We start from the raw sequence: 21,465 nt of genomic DNA, 5'->3' as shown, positions 1-21,465 counted from the left end.
CCGCGTCGCCGCACCCTTCGAGTGGAGCGGCGGCAACTGTGCGCAGGACACGCCTCGTTGGAGCCGGTCTGTTCAATTCCTCCGATGTGGGCTGTTTCACTCACCTGTCGCTGAACCCGGCCCGCTTCATGGCCGTGGCCACAGCGAGGCCGAGCGTGCGGTGTCCGGTGTCGTTGGGGTGCAGGCCGTCCGCCAAGTGTTCGGGGCCCAGCAGCTCCCGCCCCGGCAGCAGGACCAGCCGTTCGTCCCCGGCGGCGATCCGCTCCCGGGTGGCGCGCTCCATCGCGTCGCGCAGGGCGCCCAGGGTGGCGCCCAGCTTGTTCGGGGTGCGCTCCGCGTCGGGGCGCAGCACGGGGGAGAGGAGGAGCAGCGGTGTCCGGGGGTGGCCCTGGCGGACCAGTTCGAGGAACGCGCGGGTGGTCTCGTACAGGAGCGGGGCCGAAAAGGGCACGCGGGACCAGCAGTTGGTGCCGAAGGCGAGGGTGAGGGCGTCGGCGGGCAGTCCGGCGATCTGTTCGGCGCAGGCCAGCTCCCCGCGCGCGGCGCCCGCGTAGCCGAGGTTGACGGTGTCCCAGCCGAGCGCGCGTCCGGCCACCGAGGGCCAGCCGTGTGCGGGCCGGGTGGACCACCAGCCCTCGGTGATGGAGTCGCCGTGCACCACCCAGCGGGTGGTGGGCGGCGCGGGGGAGACGGGGCCGCCGATCCCGCGCACGCCGAGGATCAGCGGGGACTGCGTCTCGGGCGGGTGGACGGTGAACGGGCCGGAATCGCCCGGCAGTTCGATGCGTACGACGGCCTCGGCGGCCGGCTCGGTGTACAGCTCGCTGACCACCCCGTGCCGGTCCCACAGGGCGAACCCGTGCGCGAGGTCGCGCAGCGCGTCGGTGGGGCCGGGCACGGTCGCCCGGTAGCGGATCTCCACCGCCCGGGCGCCGGGCGCGGTGAATTCCAGGCGCACCCCGATGGGCAGGGTGGCCCGCTCGCCGGTGTCCCAGGGCAGTCGCATGGTGTCGGCCGGGTCGGCACGCACCGGGCGGCCCCCGTCCAGCCAGGCCACACCGCGCAGGAAGGGCCCGGGGTCCAGCCACTGCCCGCCGTCCGCGAGCACGGCTGTGTCCGCGAGCGCGAGCGCGACCGTGTCCGTGTTCGCGTGTGCGTGCGCGTCCGCGTCCGAAACCGTGTCCGCGATCGCGTCCGGTCCGGCTCCCCGTGTGCTCATCGTGCGCCTCCGACCGTCGGGTACGGGAACTTCACGCCGACGCCGCCGTCCACCACCAGCGTCTGGCCCGTCATGTACGAGGACTGCGGCGAGGCCAGGAAGTACAGCGCGGCCGCGATGTCCCGGGTCTGCGCGACCCGGCCCAGCGGCGCGTTCTCCGCGTTGAGCCGCCGCCCCTCGGGGCCCAGCAGGGCGGCGACCCGTGGGGTCCACACCACTCCCGGTGCCACCGCGTTGACGCGTACCCCGCGGGGGCCCAGTTCTATCGCCGCCGAGCGCACCAAAGAGATCAGGCCGGCCTTCGCGGCCCCGTACGCGGCGTGCAGCGGGGCAGCGGTGAGCCCGGAGACGGAGGCGACGAAGACCAGGGGGCCGCCACCGGCCGCGGCGACGGCCTCACCGCCGTACTGCACGGCCAGCCAGGCGTGCCGCAGCACCAGGTCGAAGTGCCAGTCCCAGCCGGCGTCGTCCAGCTCGGGCAGTGCGGCGTACCGGGCCATGCCGACGATGTCGACGACCCCGCCGACCGGGCGGCCGCCGAGCAGCTCCGGGGCCGCGGCGAAGAGCTCCCGCACGGCTTCGCGCCGCGTGACGTCGGCGGAGTACGGGACGCCCCCGGTCTCGGCGGCGACAGCCCGGGCGCGCTCCTCGTCCACGTCGACGCACAGCACGCGGGCGCCGCCCGCGGCGAGGGCGTGCGCGGTCTGGCGGCCGATGCCGTTGCCCGCGCCGAGCAGGACGAGGGCGCGGCCGTCGAGGCGGTGCAGGGCGGCGTAGTCGGGGACGGGCGAGGTGTCGGGGCCGCTGTCGGGGCCGCCGTCCGGTCCGGTCTCCGCGCCGGAGGCGCCGGCGACGGGTCCGGGGCCGGGCCCGGGTCCGCCGCTCACGCGGAGTCCTTGCGGGGTTCGTACCGGGCCAGCTCCGGGATGACTTCCTTGCCCAGGATCTCCAGGGTCCGCAGGATCTTCCGGTGCTCCAGGTACCCCCACTGGACGTAGCAGATGAGCTGGTCGACGCCGAGGTCCGCGTACCGTTTGGCCTTCGCGACGATCGTCTCGGCGTCCCCGATGAGGATCATGTCCCCATCGCTGAACTCCCTCACGGGTACGTTCCCTTGGAGGATCGGTGCGAGCAGCGGAAAGGTCTGCTCCCGCTCCTCGGGGCTCAGGTGCGGCAGCTCCCAGTCCAGGGTGAACTGCGCCAGGTTGGAGTACCACCAGGCGACCGAGTCCCAGACCCGGGCGCCGGGGTCGGTGCGCGGCGGGGTGGCGTGGACCAGGGTGTAGGCGGCGACCCGGTCCGTGGTGACGTCGGTGAGCGGGCGCGGGGCGGCGGCCGCGGCCCGGTAGGCGGCCACCTGCCGGGCCATCGCCTCCAGCGGCTGCATGATCGAGAAGGACAGCAGTCCGAGGCCGTGCGCGCCCGCGACCTCCGCGGAGCCGGGGGAGGTGGCCGCCATCCAGGCGGGCGGGTGCGGATCCTGCACCGGCTTGGGGGTGACCATGCGGCGCGGGAAGCTGAAGCGCTCCGATTTGTACGCGAAGTACTCCTCACGCCACATTCCGGTCACGATTTCGATGGCCTCGCGCCAGTCGTCGCGGGACTTCTCCCGGTCCACCCCGAAGGCCGCCTGCTCCATGGGCGTGGACCGGCCCGTGCCCCACTCCACCCGGCCGCCGGAGAGGACGTCGACGGTGGCGACCTTCTCCGCGATGCGCTGCGGCGGGGTGAAGGCGAAGGGGGTCAGGGTCACGCCGAAGCCCAGCCGGATCTGTTCGGTGAGCCCCGCGAGGTGTCCGAGGAGCACCTCGGGGGCCGGGCAGTGCGAGCGGCCCTCGCGGAAGTGGTGCTCGACCGCCCAGACGGTACGGAAGCCCATCCGGTCGGCGAGCCGGATCTGCTCCACCGCCTCCCGGTAAGCGCGCTGCTCAGCGGCCCGCTGGCCGTGCGGGTGGGCTCCCCGCCAGGGCCGCGGCACGTCGATCTCGTAGAGCACGTCCAGGTCCATGGCGGCACGCTGCGGCAGATCTGACGAAGTGTCAAGAACGCGGGTCGAGATCGGCCGCGCACGGATCGATCATCCCCGCGCAACAAAGGACCATCCAGGACAGATCCACGCAACGAAAGTGCGGCAATGTGCAAGGATGGTGCATTACGGGCGGTATCGCTCAGCTCGTAGGCTCACTCGCTGTACGTGGAGTGGCGTGGACCGCCTGCTCGGCGGTCCCCCATGCCCAGGCCCAAGGCCTGCTCCTGCTCCGGACCGCTGCGGTCGACGCCTGACAACCCACCCGCAGTGACAAAGGAGTCCCTTCGTGCTCGATCACGGCCAGGCGCCACCGCTCACCTCCGAGCCCTCCAAGGCTGCCCACCCCCTGTTGCGCCGCAAGCCGGTGGAGCAGATGGTCGCCGAGGGCGGCCAGGGTGAGGGCGGTGCGCTGAAGCGGTCGCTCACCATGTGGCAGCTGACCATGATCAGCATCGGCGCGACCCTGGGCACCGGCATCTTCGTCGTCCTCGGCGAGGCCACCCCGATCGCCGGTCCCGCCGTCTTCATCGCGTTCATCGTGGCGGGTCTGACCGCGCTGTTCTCCGCGCTCTCCTACGCCGAGCTGGCGGGCTCCATACCGGTCTCCGGCTCCTCGTACTCCTACGCGTACGCCACCATGGGCGAGCTCGTCGCCTGGGTGTGCGGCTGGTGCCTGGTCCTGGAGTACGGAGTCTCGGTCGCGGCCGTCGCCGTCGGCTGGGGCCAGTACCTCAACGAGCTGCTCGACGGCACCCTCGGACTCACCATCCCCGAAGGCTTCTCCGCCCCGCTCGGCGAGGGCGGCTACATCAACATGCCCGCGCTGGTCGTGGTGCTGCTCTGCATGGTCTTCCTGCTTCGCGGGGCCAAGGAGAGCGCCCGGATCAACTCGATCATGGTCGCCGTCAAGATCGTGACCCTGGTCATGTTCTGCGTCATCGGCTTCATGGGCATAAAGGCCGGCAACTACACCCCGCTGGCCCCGCTCGGCGTCACCGCCATCAGCACCGCTGCCTCCATGCTCTTCTTCTCCTACATCGGCTTCGACGCCGCCTCCACCGCCGGTGAGGAGGCCAAGAACCCGAAGAAGGACCTGCCCCGCGCGATCATGCTCTCGCTGGCCATCGTCACCGCCCTGTACTGCCTCGTCGCCCTGGTCGCCGTCGGCGCCATGCCGTGGCAGGAGTTCGAGGGCAGCGAGGCCGCCCTGGCCAAGATCATGGAGAACGTCACAGGGCACGCCTTCTGGAGTGTCATCCTCGCGGCCGGCGCGATCGTCGCCATCGCCAGCGTCGTCTTCGCCGTCCTCTACGGCCAGACCCGCATCCTCTTCGCCATGTCCCGGGACGGCCTGATGCCCAAGGCCTTCGCCAAGGTCGACCCGAAGACCGGCACGCCCCGCGTCAACACGATCATCGTCTGCCTCTTCTGCGGGCTCCTGGCCGCCTTCATCCCGCTGGGCGAGCTCGCGAACGCCACCAGCATCGGCACGCTCTTCGCCTTCGGCCTGGTCAACATCGCCGTCGTCATCCTGCGCTACACCCGCCCGGATATGAACCGCACCTTCCGGGTCATGCTCTTCCCGGTCACCCCGATCCTGGGCTTCCTGCTCTGCGGCTACCTGATGACGACGCTGCCGGGGGTCACCTGGTTGGTCTTCGGTGGCTGGATGGCCGCTGGCCTCGTGTTCTACTTCCTCTACGGCATCCGCCGCTCCCGACTGGCCACAGCAGAACCGGCCGCAGCAGAGAAGTGATCCACGCGCAGTGCGACTGAACGATCTCGACGAACGCATCGTGCACGCCCTCGCCGCGGACGCCCGCCGCTCCTACGCGGACATCGGCTCCGAGGTCGGACTCTCGGCCCCCGCCGTGAAACGCCGAGTCGACCGGCTGCGCGCCGAAGGCGCCATCACCGGCTTCACCGTCCGGGTGGACCCCGCCGCGATGGGCTGGGAGACCGAGGGCTTCATCGAGATCTACTGCCGGCACAACACCTCGCCGGACGACATCAGGCGAGGACTGGAGCGCTACCCCGAGGTGGTGTCCGCGTCGACCGTCACCGGTGACGCGGACGCCCTCGTCCAGGTCTTCGCCTCGGACATGCGGCACTTCGAACGGGTCCTGGAGCGGATCGCGGGCGAACGCTTCGTGGAGCGCACCAAGTCCGTCCTGGTCCTCTCCCCGCTGCTGCGCCGCTTCACCTCGGGCGCCCCGGCGTAGCCGACCTGTCCGGCCCGCCGGATCCGCCCTGCCCCTTCGGCGCGGTCGTGGCGGGCCTGCGGGCCCGGGAGGGACGCCGCATCGCCTGGCGCTCCTCCTCGGTCTTGCCGCCCCACACCCCGAACGGCTCCCGCGTACGCAGGGCGTGCTCCAGGCACGCCTCCACCACCGGGCAGCCGGCGCAGACCCGCTTCGCAGCCGCGTCGCGCTCCTCCCGGTCCTCGCCCCTCTCGCCCGCGGGATGGAAGAACCGGGTCGAGCCCAGTTCGCGGCAGGCGGCCCGCAGCTGCCAGTCCCAGTGGTGGACGGCGGGGCCGGGCAGCCGGGACACGTCGGTCGTGGGGACGCGGGAAGACGCGGACGACGTGGCGGTACTGGAGGCGCTGCGGGACATGGCTGTTCCTTTCGCGAGGCGGTCGCAGGAAGTGTTCCTCCGCGTGTGACCGCACTGCGCCAGGCCAAACCCCCGCGGGCCGAACTCCCGTAGAGGAATCCCCCACGTCCGACGAAGTGGGGGAACCTCCGGTGAACCTCCTTACCCCGCAAGCCGGTTGCAGGCCGCGACCTCCTACCCCCGCCGGGCCCACTCCGCGGCCAGCAGCCGGTACGAGCGCACCCGGTCGGCGTGCGCGTGCGTGATCGTGGTGATCAGCAGCTCGTCCGCGCCGGTCGCGTCCCGCAGTCGTTCCAGGTGGTCGGCGGGAGTGCAGACGGACGGTCCGGCGAGGTGAGATGGCGCAGGCGCCGGTCCGGACACCGCTGGGGGCGCCGCTTCGGGCGCCGGTTCCTGCGATCACTCCGGTCCACCCCCCCAAGCTCTCCGGCCGTTCTTCCGACGCTAGGTCAGAGGCGGCCGGGCCACAACGGAGGGAATGTCAATCCGTGTTAAGCCTTCGTGTCGGGCGTGCGAACCCCGATGAAGACCGGCTCGCGGCGCAGGGTGAACCCCATCGACAGATAGAGCCCCACGGCCGAGGTGTTCTGCGCCGCCGCGTGCAGGAACGGGCTGTCGCCGCGCTCCTCCACGGCCGCCACGACCGCGTGGACCAGCCGCCCCGCGAGACCCGCGCCGCGGTGCTCTGGGTGCGTGCAGACCGCGCTGATCTCCGACCAGCCCGGCGGCCGCATGCGCTCGCCCGCCATCGCGACGAGCCGCCCGCCGCGGCGGATGCCGAGGTACGTGCCCAGCTCGACGGTGCGCTGCCCGAACGGTCCGGGCCGGGCCAGCTCCACCAGCTCCAGCATCTCCGGCACGTCGGCGGGCCCGAGCCTGACCGTCTCCGGATCCTCCTTGCCCCGTACGGGCCGACCGTCCAGCTGCACGCCAGGCAGCGACACCAGCGTCCGCCATTCCGCGGGCGGGGTCGGCAGTCCGGTCAGCCAGACCTCCTGACCGGGGCCGACGAGCTCGGCCAGATCGGCCCAGGCCTGCGGATCCTCCGGGTCGCGGAGCGCGGCGAAGGGCGCCACGGCGACGGGGTAGCGGGCGGCGAGTCCGGCGGGCCCGGTCTCGGCGAAGCCGAGGTGCGGGCCTTCGAGTGCGGCCCAGACGGGATTGTCGAGGACCGCGCCGGGCCGGGACTCACGGGACATGGGCGGGGGCTTCCTTCGGTAGGGGCGCGGGCACTCTTGCATGCGGTCTTGACGGCCCCTGGCGGTGCCATGAGACTGCGAACGCCAGCCTAATGGGGGCCGCGGACAGGAAGGGGGCCCGGTGGACCAGCTCACCACGCCGTCCGCCACCACCCCGCTGCGCCGCTCCTGGCTCACCCGCCGGCTGCACATAGACCTCCTCCGCGTCTGCAGTGCCACGGCCCAGGCCTCCTGAGGCCCCGCCGAGCACGCGCGTACGCACACAGACCGAGGAGAGCCATGCCCCAGCCCCCTGTCCAGACCCCTGCCCAGCCCCGCGCCCAGGCCGCGGGGCTGCCCCGCGCCCAGGCTGCGGCCCAGCCGCCCGCCCGGCCCCGGCCGCCCAAGGCCCTCCGGGGCCGGATCGGGACCGGATTCTCGCCCGAGCCGCACCGCTACCAGCTCTACGTCGCCGCCGACGACTGTCCGAGCTGCCTCGGCCTCACCGCCGCCTTCGCCGACCTGGGCCTGCGGGACACCGTGGCCCTGACCGTCCTGCCGCCCGGCTCCGACCCCGCCGGGCACGAGGGACTGCGCCGCGCCTACGAGGCCGCCGGACACGACCACGACGGGGCGCTGACCGTCCCCGCCCTCTGCGACGGCTGGAGCGGGCGGGTGGTCTCCAACCACGCTCCCGACATCCTGGAAGACCTGCGCCGACTCAGCGCGCACCCGGCTTTCCACACGGCCCCGTAGCGCACCCGTCGGACACCCGAAAAACACCGGCAGAGAGCATTTCGAGCCTCCCGTAGGGGTCCCACGCAACGAATCGCCGCCTCCGCCCGGCAATGCGCAACGAATCGATGCGCGGAGCGCAACGGTCACGGCTTGTCCGGGTCGAACGCGCGAACGTACCGTCTAAGGACCCCACCCCTCCTGCCACAGAGGTACGCCCATGCCCCCGCTGCGCACCGCCCTCCTCCAGAGTTCCGGACGGCTCGGCGACACCGCCGACAACCTGAAGGCCCTCGAGGAAGCCGCGACGCGCGCCGCACAGGCGGGGGCCGGGCTCCTCGTGACCTCGGAGATGTTCCTGACGGGCTACGCGCTGGAGATCGAGGACATCGGCCGGCTCGCCGAACCGGCCGACGGCATGTCCGCCCGCGCCATCGGTGAGATCGCCCGCCGCCACGGGGTGGCCGTGCTCTACGGCTATCCCGAGCGGGACGGCGAAGCCGTCTACAACGCGGCGCAGCTCATCGGCCCCGACGGGGAGCGGCTCGCGAGCTACCGCAAGACCCACCTCTTCGGCTGCTTCGAGCAGGCGGCCTTCACCCCCGGCGACACCCTCGTGGTCCAGGCCGACCTGTACGGCCTCCGCATCGGGATCATGATCTGTTACGACGTGGAGTTCCCCGAGAACGTCCGGGCGCACGCGCTCGCCGGCACCGACCTCCTCCTGGTGCCGACGGCGCAGATGCACCCCTTCCAGTTCGTCGCCGAACAGCTCGTCCCCGTACGGGCCTTCGAGAACCAGATGTACATCGCGTACGTCAACCGGACCGGCCCGGAAGGCGAGTTCGAGTTCGTCGGCCTGAGCTGCCTGGCCAGCCCCGACGGAGTGAACCGGACCCGGGCCGGCCGCGGCGAGGAGCTCGTCTTCGGCGAGGCCGACCCCGAACTGCTGCGCGCCTCGCGGGAGACCAACCCGTACCTGCGCGACCGCCGCCCCGGTCTGTACGCCTCGCTCGTCTGACCGCGGCCCGCGAACCGCCGCTCCCCGCCCGACCTCCCCCCTGCCCCACCCCGCTAGGAGTCGTACCCCATGACGTCCACGGTGCCCACCACCGCCGTCCCGCACAGCGACGCCTCGCTGCCGATCACGATGTTCGGGCCGGACTTCCCCTACGCGTACGACGACTTCCTCGCCCACCCGGCGGGCCTCGGCCAGATACCGGCGACCGAGCACGGCACGGAGGTCGCCGTCATCGGCGGCGGGCTGTCCGGCATCATCTCCGCGTACGAGCTGATGAAGATGGGCCTCAAGCCCGTCGTCTACGAGGCCGACCAGATCGGCGGCCGGCTGCGCACGGTGGGCTTCGAGGGCGCGGGCACCGAGGAACTGACGGCGGAGATGGGTGCCATGCGCTTCCCTCCCTCCTCCACCGCCCTCCAGCACTACATCGACCTCGTCGGCCTGGTCACCGAGCCCTTCCCGAACCCGCTCGCCGAGGCCACCCCCTCGACGGTCGTCGACCTCAAGGGCGAGACCCACTACGCCGAGACCATCGCCGACCTCCCGCAGGTCTACCGCGACGTGTCCGCCGCGTGGAACGCGTGCCTCGACGAGGGCGCCGACTTCTCCGACATGAACACCGCGATGCGCGAGCGGGACGTCCCGCGCATCCGCGAGATCTGGGCGAAGCTCGTCGAGAAGCTCGACGACGAGACCTTCTACGGATTCCTCTGCAAGTCCGAGGCGTTCAAGTCCTTCCGCAAGCGCGAGATCTTCGGCCAGGTCGGCTTCGGCACGGGCGGCTGGGACACCGACTTCCCGAACTCGATCCTCGAGATCCTGCGCGTCGTCTACACCGAGGCCGACGACCACCACCGCGGCATCGTGGGCGGCTCGCAGCAGCTCCCGCTGCGCATGTGGGACCGCGAGCCCGAGAAGATCGTCCACTGGGCGCAGGGCACCTCCCTCTCCTCGCTCCACGGGGGCGCGCCCCGTCCGGCGGTGACCCGGCTGCACCGCACGGCGGGCAACCGCATCACGGTGACGGACGCCGCGGGCGACATCCGCACGTACCGCGCGGCGATCTTCACGGCCCAGTCCTGGATGCTGCTCTCGAAGATCGCGTGCGACGACACGCTCTTCCCGATCGACCACTGGACGGCGATCGAGCGCACGCACTACATGGAGTCCTCGAAGCTCTTCATCCCGGTCGACCGGCCCTTCTGGCTCGACAAGGACGAAGAGACCGGCCGCGACGTCATGTCGATGACGCTGACCGACCGCATGACCCGCGGCACCTACCTCCTGGACAACGGCCCCGACAAGCCGGCCGTCATCTGCCTGTCCTACACCTGGTGCGACGACAGCCTGAAGTGGCTGCCGCTGTCCGCGAACGAGCGGATGGAGGTCATGCTGAAGTCCCTCGGCGAGATCTACCCGAAGGTCGACATCCGCCGCCACATCATCGGCAACCCGGTGACCGTGTCGTGGGAGAACGAGCCGTACTTCATGGGCGCGTTCAAGGCCAACCTGCCCGGGCACTACCGCTACCAGCGGCGCCTGTTCACCCACTTCATGCAGGACCGCCTCCCTGCGGACAAGCGCGGCATCTTCCTCGCGGGAGACGACATCTCCTGGACGGCGGGCTGGGCGGAGGGCGCGGTCCAGACGGCGCTGAACGCCGTCTGGGGCGTCATGCACCACCTCGGCGGCGCCACGGACTCCACCAACCCCGGCCCGGGCGACCTCTACGACGAGATAGCCCCGGTCGAACTCCCGGAGGACTGACCCTCCCGGCCCCCCGTGACCACGGGCCGCCCCCGCGCACGAACGCGGCGGCGGCCCGTTCTCATGCCCGGGGCGGCCGCTCCCACTCCGCGTCGCCGCGCCAGACGGCCCGCCAGCGCGACGCGCACGCGCTCCGGCGGGGGACCTCGACCACGAAGAAGAGGAAGCAGGTCTTGGTAGAGAGGGCCTGGAAGCCGTCGGGGAACAGGGCGCGGGCGGCAGGGTCGGGCTGCGGCTCGCTGATGGAGGTCAGGAGGAAGCCCGCGGTGGCGAAGGCGTCGGTCATCGCGTGCAGGGGTTTGCGCCAGAACCTCATCGGGACGGACCGCCCGTCGAGCGGCCAGTCGAAGGTGTAGCTGGTCGTCGCGAAGTAGTCCGGCCGGGGATCCCGGAACGCGTAGGCGACGAAGGGGTGCTCCACCGACGCGATCAGCCGGCCGCCGGGCCTGAGTACTCGCCGCAACTCGGCCAGCGTCGGCCCCCAGTCCTCCAGGTAGTGCAGTACCAGCGACGCGATCACGTCGTCGAAGGCGTCGTCGGCGAACGGCAGCGGGTCGCTCAGGTCGGCCACGTGCAGGGCCGCGGCGTCACCGAGCCGCCGCCTGGCCAGCGCCACCATCCCCGCGCTGGCGTCGAGGCCGGTGACGACCGCGCCGAGATCGCGCAGTGCGGCGGTCAGGGGGCCCGAGCCGCAGCCGGCGTCCAGGACCTGACGGCCGGCCACGTCTCCGGCGAGGGCCAGCATCGCGGGCCGCTCGTAGTACGCGTTCACGAGGTTGTTCTCGTTCTCCGCCGAGTACGCCTCGGCGAAACTGTCGTAGTCGTTCTCCTCGGCCGGATCCGCGGGCTGGGCGGGCATCTCGGGCACGTCGGTGGCTCGGTCCATCGGCGCAGCCTAGTAAGGGCCCGATCCGCCGGACACGCCGGGCGGACAGCGGCTCCGTACCGGGTCTCAGCCCGTGGGGGTCAGCAGGCAGCGGCCCACCAGGCCGACTCCCGCGTCGAGGGACTCGGTGAACTCCTCCGCCAGATCGGGGGAGCGGCGCAGGGACCACAGCAGGCGGGCCGAGGCCCAGGCACCCGATCGGGCGCGGTCCAGGCTCCACGCGCCCAGCAGGTGCGTCAGCGGGTCCGCGATCTCCAGGAGGTCCGGGCCCGGCATCAGGTCCTCCCGGATGTGTTCCTCCAGGGAGACCAGGGTGTCACCGACCCGGTCGAAGTCCGCTTCGAGCGCGGCCGGTTCGCAGTCGAGCGAACGGCAGGTGGAGACCACCGCCAGCGCCAGGTCGTGGCCGATGTGTGCGTTGATCCCGGCCAGCGCGTGCTGGAGCGGCCGGACGCCGGGGTGGCGGCGGTACTGGAGGAGCGGCCGCCAGCACGCCGGGGCCCGGTCCGCCTCGACCGCCGCCAGATAGTGCTCGGCGAAGCGGACGGCGAGTGTTTCCGCCCGGCGGGGCGACGGGAACGCGCCGTGCGCGATCCGCTCGTGCAGCGTCTGCGTCACCGTGAGGTACACCCGGTTGAAGACGGCGATGCCGTCCCGCTCGGGGAGCCGCTCGTCAAGGGCGCGCATCCGCGCCAGCACCGCTTCCATGGGGGCCATGGGAGGCAGCGTCCCAGCCGCGGGCCGGGATCAGGGGAACTTGGCCGTACGCTTCGCCGGTTCGGGCGAAACTCCGTCAACCCCGCTTGTCCCCGGCCTCCCCGGCAGGGCCCTGCGCCGTCTCGTCGTACGCGGAGGTGCCCGAGTCCAGCAGGGGTTCCTGCTGCTTCAAGTGCGGGGGCGCGAAGTACCGCAGGGCGTGGTAGCCGGTGATCACGACGATCGTGCCGAGCGCGATCCCGCCCAGCTCGAAGCTGTCGCTGATGTTCAGCCGGACCCCGCCGACGCCGATGATGATGCCCGCCGCGGCCGGCACCAGGTTCAGCGGATTGCGCAGGTCCACCCGGCCGTTGATCCAGATCTGCGCGCCGAGCAGGCCGATCATTCCGTACAGGATCACGGTGATCCCGCCCAGTACTCCGCCGGGGATCGCGGCGACGACCGCGCCGAACTTCGGGCACAGGCCGAAGAGGAGGGCGAAGCCGGCCGCGGCCCAGTAGGCCGCGGTGGAGTAGACGCGGGTGGCGGCCATGACGCCGATGTTCTCGGAGTACGTGGTGTTCGGCGGGCCGCCCACCGCCGTGGACAGCATCGAGGCGGCGCCGTCGGCCGCGATGGCCGTGCCGAGCTTGTCGTCGAGCGGGTCGCCCGTCATCTCGCTGACGGCCTTGATGTGCCCGGCGTTCTCCGCGATCAGCGCGATGACCACCGGCAGCGCGATCAGGATCGCCGACCACTGGAACTGCGGTGCGTGGAAGGCCGGCAGCCCGATCCAGTCGGCCTTGGCGACGCCCGACAGATCGAGCCGCCAGTGGTCCACGGCCTCGGGACCGCCCACCGTCGAGTGGATCTTGCCGAAGACGAGGTCGAAGACCCAGGAGATGCCGTACCCGAAGATCAGGCCGAGGAAGATCGCGATCCGGGACCAGAAGCCCCGAAGGCAGACCACGGCCAGCCCGGTGAACAGCATCGTCAGCAGCGCCGTCCACTGGTCCTGGGGCCAGTACGTGGAAGCCGTCACGGGCGCCAGGTTGAACCCGATCAGCATCACGACCGCGCCCGTCACCACCGGCGGCATCGCCGCGTGGATGATCCGCGCCCCGAACCGCTGGACCGCCAGCCCCGCCAGGAACAGGGCCGCGCCGACCACGAAGACCGCGCCCGTGACGACCGCGCTGTTCCCGCCGCTCGCCCGGATCGCCGCCGCCACCCCGACGAAGGAGAGCGAGCAGCCCAGGTAGGAGGGGATTCGGCCGCGGGTCGCCAGCAGGAAGATGACGGTGGCGACACCGGACATCATGATGGCGAGGTTCGGGTCCAGTCCCATCAGGACCGGCGCTACGAAGCTCGCCCCGAACATCGCCACGACGTGCTGGGCACCCAGCCCGGCGGTCCGCGGCCAGGTCAGCCGCTCGTCCGGCCGCACCACCGCGCCGGGGGCGGGGGTCCGCCCGTCTCCGTGCAGGGTCCAGCGCACGCCGAGGCCCATGTTCCACCGCATTTCGTTCGTTCTTCGCCGGGCCGGGTCGAACCCGCGTTTGGTCAAGCTACGAGGCCGCAGGCGGCCAGGCGCCATATTACGGCCGGATAGGTGCGGGTTCGTCCTGGTCGGCGGCCGCGACCCCGCCCGCGACCCCGCCCGTGCCCCCCGTCGGAGCCTGCGCCGGTACGGCTGACCCCGCCGCAGGCCGCTGGCGCAGTACGGTCGCCCCCGCGATCAGCGCGAACGACAGCAGCGTGACCAGCCCGAACGACACCACCAGCGAGGTCACGTCGGCCACCGCGCCGATCGCCGAAGGGGCGATCAGCCCCGAGGTGTACGTGATCGTCGCGACACCGGCGATGGCCTGCGCCGGCGCCGGACCGCTGCGCGCGGCCGCCGCGAAGGCCAGCGGGACCACCACCGCGATGCCGAGCCCGATCAGCCCGAACCCGGCCAGGGCCGCGGCCGGATGGTGGACCGTGACCACGAGCAGCCCGCCCGCGGTGGCCAGTGCGCCGCCGACGCGGACCGTGCGTACGGCCCCGAACCGGTCCACCACCCTGTCCCCGGCCAGCCGGGCGATCGCCATCGTGAGCGCGAACGCGGTGGTCGAGGCGGCGGCGAGGCCGGCGTTCGTGTGCAGTACGTCGCGCAGGTACACCGCGGACCAGTCCAGGCTCGCGCCTTCGGCGAAGACCGCGCAGAAGCCGATCGCGCCGATGAACAGCGCGGACTTCGGGGGCAGTGCGAAATGCGGCGGCGCTTCCCCGCCGTCGGCGTCGGTGCGCAGGTCCAGGACGCCCCGTACGGCGACCAGCCCGGCCACCGTCAGGGCGAGCGCGGCGATCAGGTGGTGCAGGCGGGCGTCGGCGCCGGAGTGCGCGGCGAGGGTGCCGACGGCCGACCCGATCAGGGCGCCCACGCTCCACATGCCGTGCAGCGAGGACATGATCGAGCGCTTCAGGCGGTTCTCGGTCTCCACGCCCAGCGCGTTCATGGCCACGTCGGCCATACCGGCGGCGCTGCCGTAGACGAAGAGGGCGAAGCAGAGTGTCACCAGGTTCGGGGCGAGGCTCGGCAGGATGAGGGAGAGCGTCCACAGGGACAGCAGCATCCGCAGGGCGGCGCGCGCGCCGAACCGGTGGTTGATGCGCCCGGCCAGCGGCATGGTGAGCGCGGCGCCGAGCGCGGGAAAGGCGAGGGCCAGGCCCAGGGTGCCCGCGCTGAGCTGCGCGTGGTCCTGGATCCAGGGGATTCGGGTGGCGAAGGAGCCGGTGACTGCGCCGTGTGCGCAGAAGACGCCGGCTATGGCGAAGCGGGCATGGCGCAGTCGCGCCGGGCTGAGGCTGGTTTCCCCGGTCATGACACGTAAACTATCAGGGACCCTGCCTGATAGTTAATCCCCCCGGGCTCCTAGGATGGCGCTGTGACTCCCGCCAACGCCCTGACGAGCGCAGCCGACACCGCACCGCCGCCGGGCTCGCCCCAGCGGCCCTCGCCCTCCGCGGCGCCGCCGTCCGCACCCGCCCGGTCCGCGCCCGCACCGTCCCCGGCCTCGCCGAGCACCGCCCGGGCCATCAACGACCGGCTGGCCCTGCGGCTGCTCCAGGACGAGGGCCCGCTGACGGCCACCCAGCTCAAGAAGCTCACGGGCCTGTCCCGGCCCTCCGTCGCCGACCTGGTGGAACGGCTGGCCCAGGCCGGACTGATCGAGGTCGTCGGAGAATCCGGCGAACAGCGCCGCGGCCCCAACGCCAGGCTGTACGGGATCGTCGCGCGGCGGGCCTACCTCGCGGCGCTCGACGTGCGCACCGACAGTGCGACCGCGGTCGTCGCCGACCTCCTCGGGCGGCCGCTGGCGCAGGCCGCGCTGCCGGTCGACGCGGTCGACGAGGCGGTGGACCGGCTGGAGGAGCTCGCGCGCGAGGCGGGTGCGGACCGGCTGCACACGGTGGTGATCGGTGCACCGGGGCTGGTGGCGCCCGGAAGCGGCGAACTGGGCAACACCGTCGGACTGCCCGCCTGGCACCGGGACCTGGTGGCCGCGCTGCAACGGCGGCTCCCCGCGCAGGTCGTCGTCGAGAACGAGACCAATCTGGCGGCCCTGGCCGAACAGCGCGTCGGCGCGGCGCGCGACGTGGACTCCTTCGTCCTGCTGTGGCTCAGCGAAGGGGTCGGCGCGGCCGTGGTCCTGGACGGCCGGCTGCGCCGCGGCGCCTCCGGCGGCGCGGGGGAGATCGGCTTCCTGCCGGTCCCGGGCCCCGCCGGGGTGCCGTCGGCCACCGACTGCGCGGGCGGCTTCCACTCGCTGGCAGGGCGGGGCGCGGTGGCCGCCCTCGCGGCCTCGTACGGATTCCACGGACCGGTGGAGGAGGCGGCCGCGGGCGCCGCGGGCGAGCCCTTCCTGGACGCGCTGGCCGAGCGGCTCGCACTGGGCGCGGCGGCCATGGCCGCGATCCTGGACCCCGGCTGCGTGGTGCTCGGCGGCGAGCTCGGCCGCGCCGGCGGCCGGGCGCTGGCGGACCGGGTCGCGGTCCGCCTCGGCGCGATGTCCCCGGTCCCGACCGAGGTCCGCGCCACCGCCCTCGGCGATCCCGCTGTCCTCACCGGCGCCCGCCTGGCGGCGCGCGAGGCGGTCCAGGCGGTGCTCTTCGGCTGAGTGCGGCCCCCGGATCCGGGGGTATCCCCACCCCGGGCAGGGGGGACCGCCGGATGTCCCCGACCCCCGGCCGCCCCGGATCCTGTGCAGTGTCAAGGGACTTCGGCGAACGGGGACAGCACGATGACCGGCACACGCACACCCACGCGCACACCCACGCGCACAGGTATACGCACCCACCGGCGGGCGGCCGCCGCAGCCCTGCTCCTCGCCCTCGCGGCCACCACCGCCGGCCCCGCCGCGGCCTCCACCGCGGGCCGCCCGCCCGCCGGGCCCATCGGGACCTGGCAGCTCGACGGCTACGGGACCGCACTGAGTGTGGAGTCCGGCCGGCTCCGGGAGTACCAGGTCACCGGGATCAGCTGCCTGCCCGGAGCGAGCGCGGCGCGGGTCCCGGACAGCGGGAGCGCCGCCGCCTTCCGCTACTCCACCGAGGACGGCGAGGTCCTCACCGTGCGCCCCGGATCGGTGCACGTCGAGGGCTCGGTCGGCGACCGCGCCACCCGCCGCCTCGCCGCCCTGCCCGAGCGGTGCCGCGAGGTCCAGGAGCCAGGCCCGGGCGCGGACCCGGTCGCCACCTTCGACGTGTTCTGGCAGACCTTCGCGGAGAACTACCCCTTCTTCGCCGCCAAGGGAGTCGACTGGAACGCCGTGCGCGAGAGCCACCGCCCCCGTGTGCACGCCGGCACCACCGAGGACGAACTCTTCGCCGTCTTCCGGGAGATGCTCGCCCCCCTGCACGACGCGCACGTCCACCTCTTGGGAGGCGACCGGTTCTTCGGCGAGGGCCGCCCGGGCACCGTGGTCCCGACCCTCGAACTCGAAACCCGCGTCAAGGCCTACATCCAGGACGTGGACCTCGGCGGCCGCGCTCCGCAGGAGTTCGCCCAGGGCCGCATCTCCTACGCCGACCTGCCCGACGGCCGCGGCTACCTGCGCCTGTCGGGCTTCGGCGGCTACACCGAGAGCGGGGACTTCGCCTCGGAGAGCGCCGAGCTCGACCGCGTCCTGGAGAGCGTCTTCACCGCCGATCGCACCGCCCGCCTGCGCGGCCTGGTCATCGACCTGCGGATCAACGGCGGCGGCTCCGACGAGCTCGGCCTGCGCCTGGCCGCCCGGCTCACGGACCGGCCGTACTTCGCCTACGCCAAGCGCGTGCGTAACGACCCCGCCGACGCGACCCGGTTCACCCGCCCGCAGGCCCTGTACGTCCGGCCCGCGCAGGGCCCCCGCTACACGGGCCCGATCGCCGTGCTCACCGGCGGCTCCACCATCAGCGCGGGCGAGACCTTCACCCAGGCTCTCATGGAGCGCCCCGGCCGCACGGTGCGCATCGGCGGTCCGACCCAGGGGGTCTTCTCCGACGTCCTCGGCCGCACCCTGCCCAACGGCTGGGAGCTCGGCCTGCCCAACGAGCAGTTCCTGACCCGTACCGGCAAGACCTTCGACGGGCCGGGCATCCCGGTCGACGTCACCACCCCGGTCTTCACGGAGGAGGAGTTCGGGGCGCGCCGCGACTCCGCCTTCACCTCCGCGCTGCGCCGTCTTCCCCGGGGCTGACCGCCGCCCGCCGTGCGAGGAACTCGGCGAAGGTCACCTTGCCCACCGCGTGCGCGGGCGCCAGGTTCCCGCCGCGCTTGAAGCCCGCGTAGGCCCTGCCCGCGAGGGGCAGCGCGACCACCCGGCGCCGGCGGCCGGTCGCCGCCAGGTATGCGCGGCCCAGGTCCGTCAGGGTGTGGGTCTCCGGGCCGCCCATGTCCGGGACCCGGCCCGCCGGGACCGGTACGGCCAGCTCCGCGAGCCGGGCCGCGACCTCCTCGGCGGCGATCGGCTGCACCCGGACCCCCTTGGGCAGCAGGACCACCGGCAGCTTCGCCGCCGAGCCGGACACCCGGGCCACCAGATCGTGGAACTGGGTGGTCCGCAGGATGGTCACGCCGAGCCCGGAGGCCTCCAGCAGGCGTTCCACCGCGAGTTTGCTCCGGTAGTAGCCGAGCGGAACCTCATCCACCCCCACGATCGAGATGTAGACGATGTTCCGGACCGTCCCGGCCCGCCGGGCCGCCTCGATCAGGTGTCCGGCGGCCACCTCGTCACCACCGCGCGTCGCCGTCGCGCAGTGCACGACCACCTCCGTGCCCGCCATCGCCGCGTCGAGTCCGGCGCCGTTCAGAAGGTCCACCGGGTAGTCGGGCGCGTGCCGGCTCAGCACCCGGACCTCCTCGCGGCCCGCCTCCCGCAGCCGGGCGACGACCAGCGCCCCCAGGTTCCCCGTGCCTCCCGTGACCAGGATGCCGCCCATGGTGTCCGTATCCCTTCCTAGGCCGACGCGCTCACGCACGAGCTCATCACCACGGACCGTACAGCTCTCCCTGACAAGGGAGTTGGCGGGGCGCCACAAGACCGCCGGCCCGTCCCGCGAACCGGTGCGGAGAGCGGCTCCAGGTCCCCCTACGAACGCGAGGACCCGATGGCCGCCGGGCCACCGGGTCCTCACTCGTCTTCGGTTACGCGGTCACCCGCGGTGTGTCAGCAGGCACCCTGGTCCTTCCAGACGCCCCACTCGCCGGTGGTGCCCGGCTCCTCGTTCTGCGTCCACCAGCTGGCCTTCCAGTTGTGGCCCTTGTGGGAGACGATCGACCCGCCGTTGGTCACGGCCCCCGCGACGTACGCCGGGTTGGTGCAGGTGCCGCTCGGAGGCGTGGTCGGAGGCGTGGTCGGAGGCGTGGCCGGGGGAGTCGTCGGCGGGGTCGTCGGCGGAGTGGTGGGAGGCGTGGTCGGCGGGGTGGTGGTGCCCGGCTGGACCACGGTGGTGCCGCGCGTCAGGTCGCCGGCGAGCGAGTACGTCGTCCCGGCGATGTTCACCGTCCAGTTGGAGGGCGTGGACACCGGCAGGTAGTAGTTGAAGGCCAGGTCGACGGAGGCGCCCGGGGCCAGGGTCTGCCACGCCGGGAGCTTCAGCGAGACCCGGTGGAAGTCGCCCTTCAGGCCGCCGACGTTGCTGCCCGTGTGGTCGCTCTTGATCACCTTGGTCCCGAAGCCCGACTGGTCGGAGGCGTTGGCGGGAGACGCGGTCGAGTAGTCGAACTGGAACTCCGTGCCACCCGGCAGAGTCGTCTGGGTGTTGTTGGTGATCTTGAGCTTCGGGGTGATCGGGTAGTTGGAGTCGCCCAGCTTGAACTCGGTGAACTCCGTCTTGATGTCCACGGCCTGCGCGGGCAGCGCGGTGTTGGACTTCTTGGCGCCGTACGGGGCAGCGGCCTTGAACTTGTCGTACATCACGGAGGTCAGCGTGTCGCCGATCTCGTACTGGCCCTTGGCGGCGTTCCAGGCGTAGTCGCCGGCCATCTCCCAGACCATGGTGCCGCCGATGCCGCGGTCGACCACGTAGTCGGCCTTGGCCGCCACCGACTGCTCGTCCTCCGTGGAGAGGAAGACCTTCTTCTGTGCGTTCCACAGCCACGGGGCGACCAGGTTCGCGTCGTACTTGCGGACGTAGGTGCCGGTCAGCGTGGTGTTCGCCGGGAAGCCGTACTTGGTGACGTAGTCGCCGACGATCCCCTTCTCGAGGTTCTTGGCGTGCCACATCGGGTTGGAACCGGCGGGGGACTCGACCCCGTTGGTGTCCTTGTCGTGCCACAGGTTGTCGATGCCGACCGCGCCGTCACCGCACTTGGTCAGACCCGCGCCGGCCGGGCAGTTGGTCGCGGCAGCCTTGCCCCACAGGCCGTCGGTGCCGCCCTGGACGTTCTTGAAGCCGCGGGTGTAGTAGGGCAGGCCGATGTTGATGCGGCCCGCCGGCATGGAGCCGCGGAAGTAGTGGTAGGCCCAGTCGGTGTTGAGGTAGCCGATGCTCCCGTACTGCGAGCTGCCGTAGACGTTGGCGGCCGCCAGTTCGGCGTCCTTGCCGTCGTCGAAGAGCGAGGCGTTGGGGCCGACGTACTCGTTCCAGGCGCCGTGCAGGTCGTAGGACATGATGTTGACGTAGTCCAGATACTTCTGCATCTGGAAGGTCTCCATGCCGCGCAGCAGGTAGCCGGAGGAGGGGGCGGCGACGGTCAGCAGGTAGTGCTTGCCGTCGGCGGCGCCGGCCCGGTCGAGCTTCTCGCGCAGGGACTTCATCAGGATGTCGTAGCCCTTGACGAGGCCGGCCCGGCGGGCGTTGGACAGCTGCCAGTCCAGCGGGTTGCCCGCGTCCTTCATGGTGGTCGGGTATTCGTAGTCGATGTCGACGCCGTTGAACCCGTACTTGCGGATGAACTCGACCGAGGAGTCCGCGAAGGTGTTGATGCCGGCCTGGTTGACCGAACCGTCGGCGTTGGTGGCCATCGAGTAGAAGCCGCCCGACGCGACGCGGTTGCCGTCGTCGCCGAAGTAGCCGCCGGTCTCGGCCCAGCCGCCGACCGAGATCAGGGTCTTGACGTTGGGGTTCTGCTTCTTGAATTTGTTCAGCAGGTTGAAATTGCCCTTGTAAGGGAGGGCGGGGTCCATCTCGGCGCCCGCGACGCCCGGCCAGGTCATCCCGGTGGCCGAGTTGTTCGCGTTGTCCGCGCCGACCGAGATCTTGTTGCTGCCGTCGACGTGGGCGAAGGCGTAGTTCAGGTGGGTCACCTTGGACCACGGGATGTTGCTGGGCAGGTAGGCGGGGGTGCCGTCCTTGCCCGTGCGCCAGCCGGTGAAGTAGCCGATGACGCGGCGCTGGTGGTCGGCGCCCATCTTCTCGCGGCCCTCGGTGTCGTAGACCGAGCAGTACGGGACGTCGACACCCGCGGTCTTGTACAGACCGTCGGGGCGACAGGACTCGTTGTCGGCGGCGTGCGAGACGCCCGTAGAGAGACCCGCGACCAACAGACCGGCGATTGCGGCGCCGGACGTCAGGAGCATGGCCCTCGTCCGTGTGGGGGACAGCATTGTGCCTCCTGGGGAGGGGAGGATGGCAGGACACAACAGGCTGGAACGTGGTGCGTGTTGGCCCGTGACGTGCGCACATCTGACGGGCTGACTCCCGGGGAAGATGAAGGGAACGTTAAGAGGACTAGACCAACCCGTCAATAGGTCTGGACCAAAGTGCGCGATCTCGCAAGTTCCGTCGAGGTTCGCTCAAGACGTCTGCGGGGTTGCCTCAAGACTTGGTCGAGCTTCCGTCAAGGCCTCT

18 protein-coding genes and 1 pseudogene are annotated in these 21,465 nt (G+C 72.0%); 7 read left to right on the top strand and 12 right to left on the bottom strand.

Translation table 11 applies throughout. The features are described from left to right. Nucleotides 1-100: 100 nt before the first annotated feature. Genes OTB20_RS27435 through OTB20_RS27425 form a run of 3 tightly spaced genes read right to left on the bottom strand, consistent with a single transcriptional unit; the run spans nt 101 to nt 3,227 of the window. Nucleotides 101-1,219: a GDSL-type esterase/lipase family protein gene (locus tag OTB20_RS27435; protein ID WP_267821451.1), complete on the bottom strand. Its 1,119-nt coding sequence runs from the start codon at nt 1,217-1,219 to the stop codon at nt 101-103. Beyond that, a complete protein-coding gene (locus OTB20_RS27430; protein WP_267821449.1) occupies nt 1,216-2,106 on the bottom strand; it encodes an SDR family NAD(P)-dependent oxidoreductase in 891 nt (296 codons plus the stop codon). Before OTB20_RS27430 ends, OTB20_RS27435 begins: the two co-directional genes overlap by 4 nt. Continuing rightward, nucleotides 2,103-3,227 carry an LLM class flavin-dependent oxidoreductase gene (locus OTB20_RS27425; protein WP_267821447.1) on the bottom strand — a complete coding sequence of 375 codons (1,125 nt, stop codon included), beginning with the start codon at nt 3,225-3,227 and terminating at the stop codon, nt 2,103-2,105. Before OTB20_RS27425 ends, OTB20_RS27430 begins: the two co-directional genes overlap by 4 nt. A gap of 307 nt (nt 3,228-3,534) precedes the next feature. Between OTB20_RS27425 and OTB20_RS27420 the strand changes: the two genes are divergently transcribed. Together OTB20_RS27420 and OTB20_RS27415 are read left to right on the top strand one after the other, a co-directional pair. Next, on the top strand, nt 3,535-5,004 hold the full coding sequence (locus tag OTB20_RS27420; protein ID WP_267821445.1) for an amino acid permease: 1,470 nt from the start codon (nt 3,535-3,537) through the stop codon (nt 5,002-5,004). A gap of 10 nt (nt 5,005-5,014) precedes the next feature. Continuing rightward, the gene (locus OTB20_RS27415) at nt 5,015-5,470 is read left to right on the top strand and encodes an Lrp/AsnC family transcriptional regulator (RefSeq protein ID WP_267756964.1); all 456 of its coding nucleotides are present in this window, start codon (nt 5,015-5,017) and stop codon (nt 5,468-5,470) included. Here OTB20_RS27415 and OTB20_RS27410 read toward each other — a convergent pair. From OTB20_RS27410 to OTB20_RS27400, 3 genes and pseudogenes are all read right to left on the bottom strand, one after another. Beyond that, nucleotides 5,448-5,864, bottom strand: coding sequence for a WhiB family transcriptional regulator (locus OTB20_RS27410; RefSeq protein ID WP_267821443.1), 417 nt, complete (start codon nt 5,862-5,864; stop codon nt 5,448-5,450). The genes OTB20_RS27415 and OTB20_RS27410 overlap by 23 nt on opposite strands. 174 nt (nt 5,865-6,038) lie before the next feature. Next, nucleotides 6,039-6,170 (bottom strand): annotated as a pseudogene (locus tag OTB20_RS27405) (LLM class flavin-dependent oxidoreductase); the annotation flags it as partial. 185 nt (nt 6,171-6,355) lie between these two features. Further along, a complete protein-coding gene (locus tag OTB20_RS27400) occupies nt 6,356-7,063 on the bottom strand; it encodes a GNAT family N-acetyltransferase (RefSeq protein WP_267821441.1) in 708 nt (235 codons plus the stop codon). A gap of 279 nt (nt 7,064-7,342) precedes the next feature. Between OTB20_RS27400 and OTB20_RS27395 the strand changes: the two genes are divergently transcribed. The 3 genes from OTB20_RS27395 (at nt 7,343) to OTB20_RS27385 (ending at nt 10,565) form a co-directional block, all read left to right on the top strand. Then, complete coding sequence (locus tag OTB20_RS27395; protein ID WP_267821440.1) at nt 7,343-7,798, top strand: hypothetical protein; 456 nt, start codon at nt 7,343-7,345, stop codon at nt 7,796-7,798. A 199-nt stretch (nt 7,799-7,997) separates the two neighbouring features. Then, nucleotides 7,998-8,798 carry a carbon-nitrogen hydrolase family protein gene (locus tag OTB20_RS27390; RefSeq protein WP_267821439.1) on the top strand — a complete coding sequence of 267 codons (801 nt, stop codon included), beginning with the start codon at nt 7,998-8,000 and terminating at the stop codon, nt 8,796-8,798. A gap of 69 nt (nt 8,799-8,867) precedes the next feature. After that, nucleotides 8,868-10,565: a flavin monoamine oxidase family protein gene (locus tag OTB20_RS27385; RefSeq protein ID WP_267821438.1), complete on the top strand. Its 1,698-nt coding sequence runs from the start codon at nt 8,868-8,870 to the stop codon at nt 10,563-10,565. A gap of 61 nt (nt 10,566-10,626) precedes the next feature. On the opposite strand, the gene OTB20_RS27380 is transcribed toward OTB20_RS27385, so the two are convergent. The 4 genes from OTB20_RS27380 to OTB20_RS27365 all read right to left on the bottom strand — a co-directional run bounded on the left by OTB20_RS27380 (nt 10,627) and on the right by OTB20_RS27365 (nt 15,014). Continuing rightward, nucleotides 10,627-11,451 carry a class I SAM-dependent methyltransferase gene (locus OTB20_RS27380; protein WP_267821437.1) on the bottom strand — a complete coding sequence of 275 codons (825 nt, stop codon included), beginning with the start codon at nt 11,449-11,451 and terminating at the stop codon, nt 10,627-10,629. Between the two features lie 66 nt (nt 11,452-11,517). Continuing rightward, complete coding sequence (locus OTB20_RS27375) at nt 11,518-12,168, bottom strand: DUF5995 family protein (RefSeq protein WP_267821436.1); 651 nt, start codon at nt 12,166-12,168, stop codon at nt 11,518-11,520. A gap of 76 nt (nt 12,169-12,244) precedes the next feature. Further along, entirely contained in the window at nt 12,245-13,657 is a 1,413-nt protein-coding gene (locus OTB20_RS27370; RefSeq protein WP_267821482.1) for a uracil-xanthine permease family protein, read from the bottom strand. 88 nt (nt 13,658-13,745) lie between these two features. Further along, complete coding sequence (locus tag OTB20_RS27365; RefSeq protein WP_267821435.1) at nt 13,746-15,014, bottom strand: MFS transporter; 1,269 nt, start codon at nt 15,012-15,014, stop codon at nt 13,746-13,748. Between the two features lie 213 nt (nt 15,015-15,227). On the opposite strand from OTB20_RS27365, the gene OTB20_RS27360 reads away from it, so the two are divergent. Further along, entirely contained in the window at nt 15,228-16,310 is a 1,083-nt protein-coding gene (locus tag OTB20_RS27360) for an ROK family transcriptional regulator (RefSeq protein ID WP_267821480.1), read from the top strand. Nucleotides 16,311-16,433: 123 nt separating this feature from the next. After that, nucleotides 16,434-17,870: a S41 family peptidase gene (locus OTB20_RS27355; protein ID WP_267821434.1), complete on the top strand. Its 1,437-nt coding sequence runs from the start codon at nt 16,434-16,436 to the stop codon at nt 17,868-17,870. Here OTB20_RS27355 and OTB20_RS27350 read toward each other — a convergent pair. Then, complete coding sequence (locus OTB20_RS27350; RefSeq protein ID WP_267821433.1) at nt 17,836-18,612, bottom strand: SDR family oxidoreductase; 777 nt, start codon at nt 18,610-18,612, stop codon at nt 17,836-17,838. The two genes, OTB20_RS27355 and OTB20_RS27350, sit on opposite strands and share 35 nt — an antisense overlap. Before the next feature lie 227 nt (nt 18,613-18,839). Continuing rightward, the gene (locus tag OTB20_RS27345) at nt 18,840-21,221 is read right to left on the bottom strand and encodes a chitinase C-terminal domain-containing protein (RefSeq protein WP_267821431.1); all 2,382 of its coding nucleotides are present in this window, start codon (nt 21,219-21,221) and stop codon (nt 18,840-18,842) included. Between the last annotated feature and the right edge of the window lie 244 nt (nt 21,222-21,465).

This window comes from Streptomyces sp. H27-H1, assembly GCF_026627445.1.
Lineage (GTDB): Bacteria > Actinomycetota > Actinomycetes > Streptomycetales > Streptomycetaceae > Streptomyces.
This window is presented reverse-complemented; position numbering and strand designations above follow the sequence as displayed.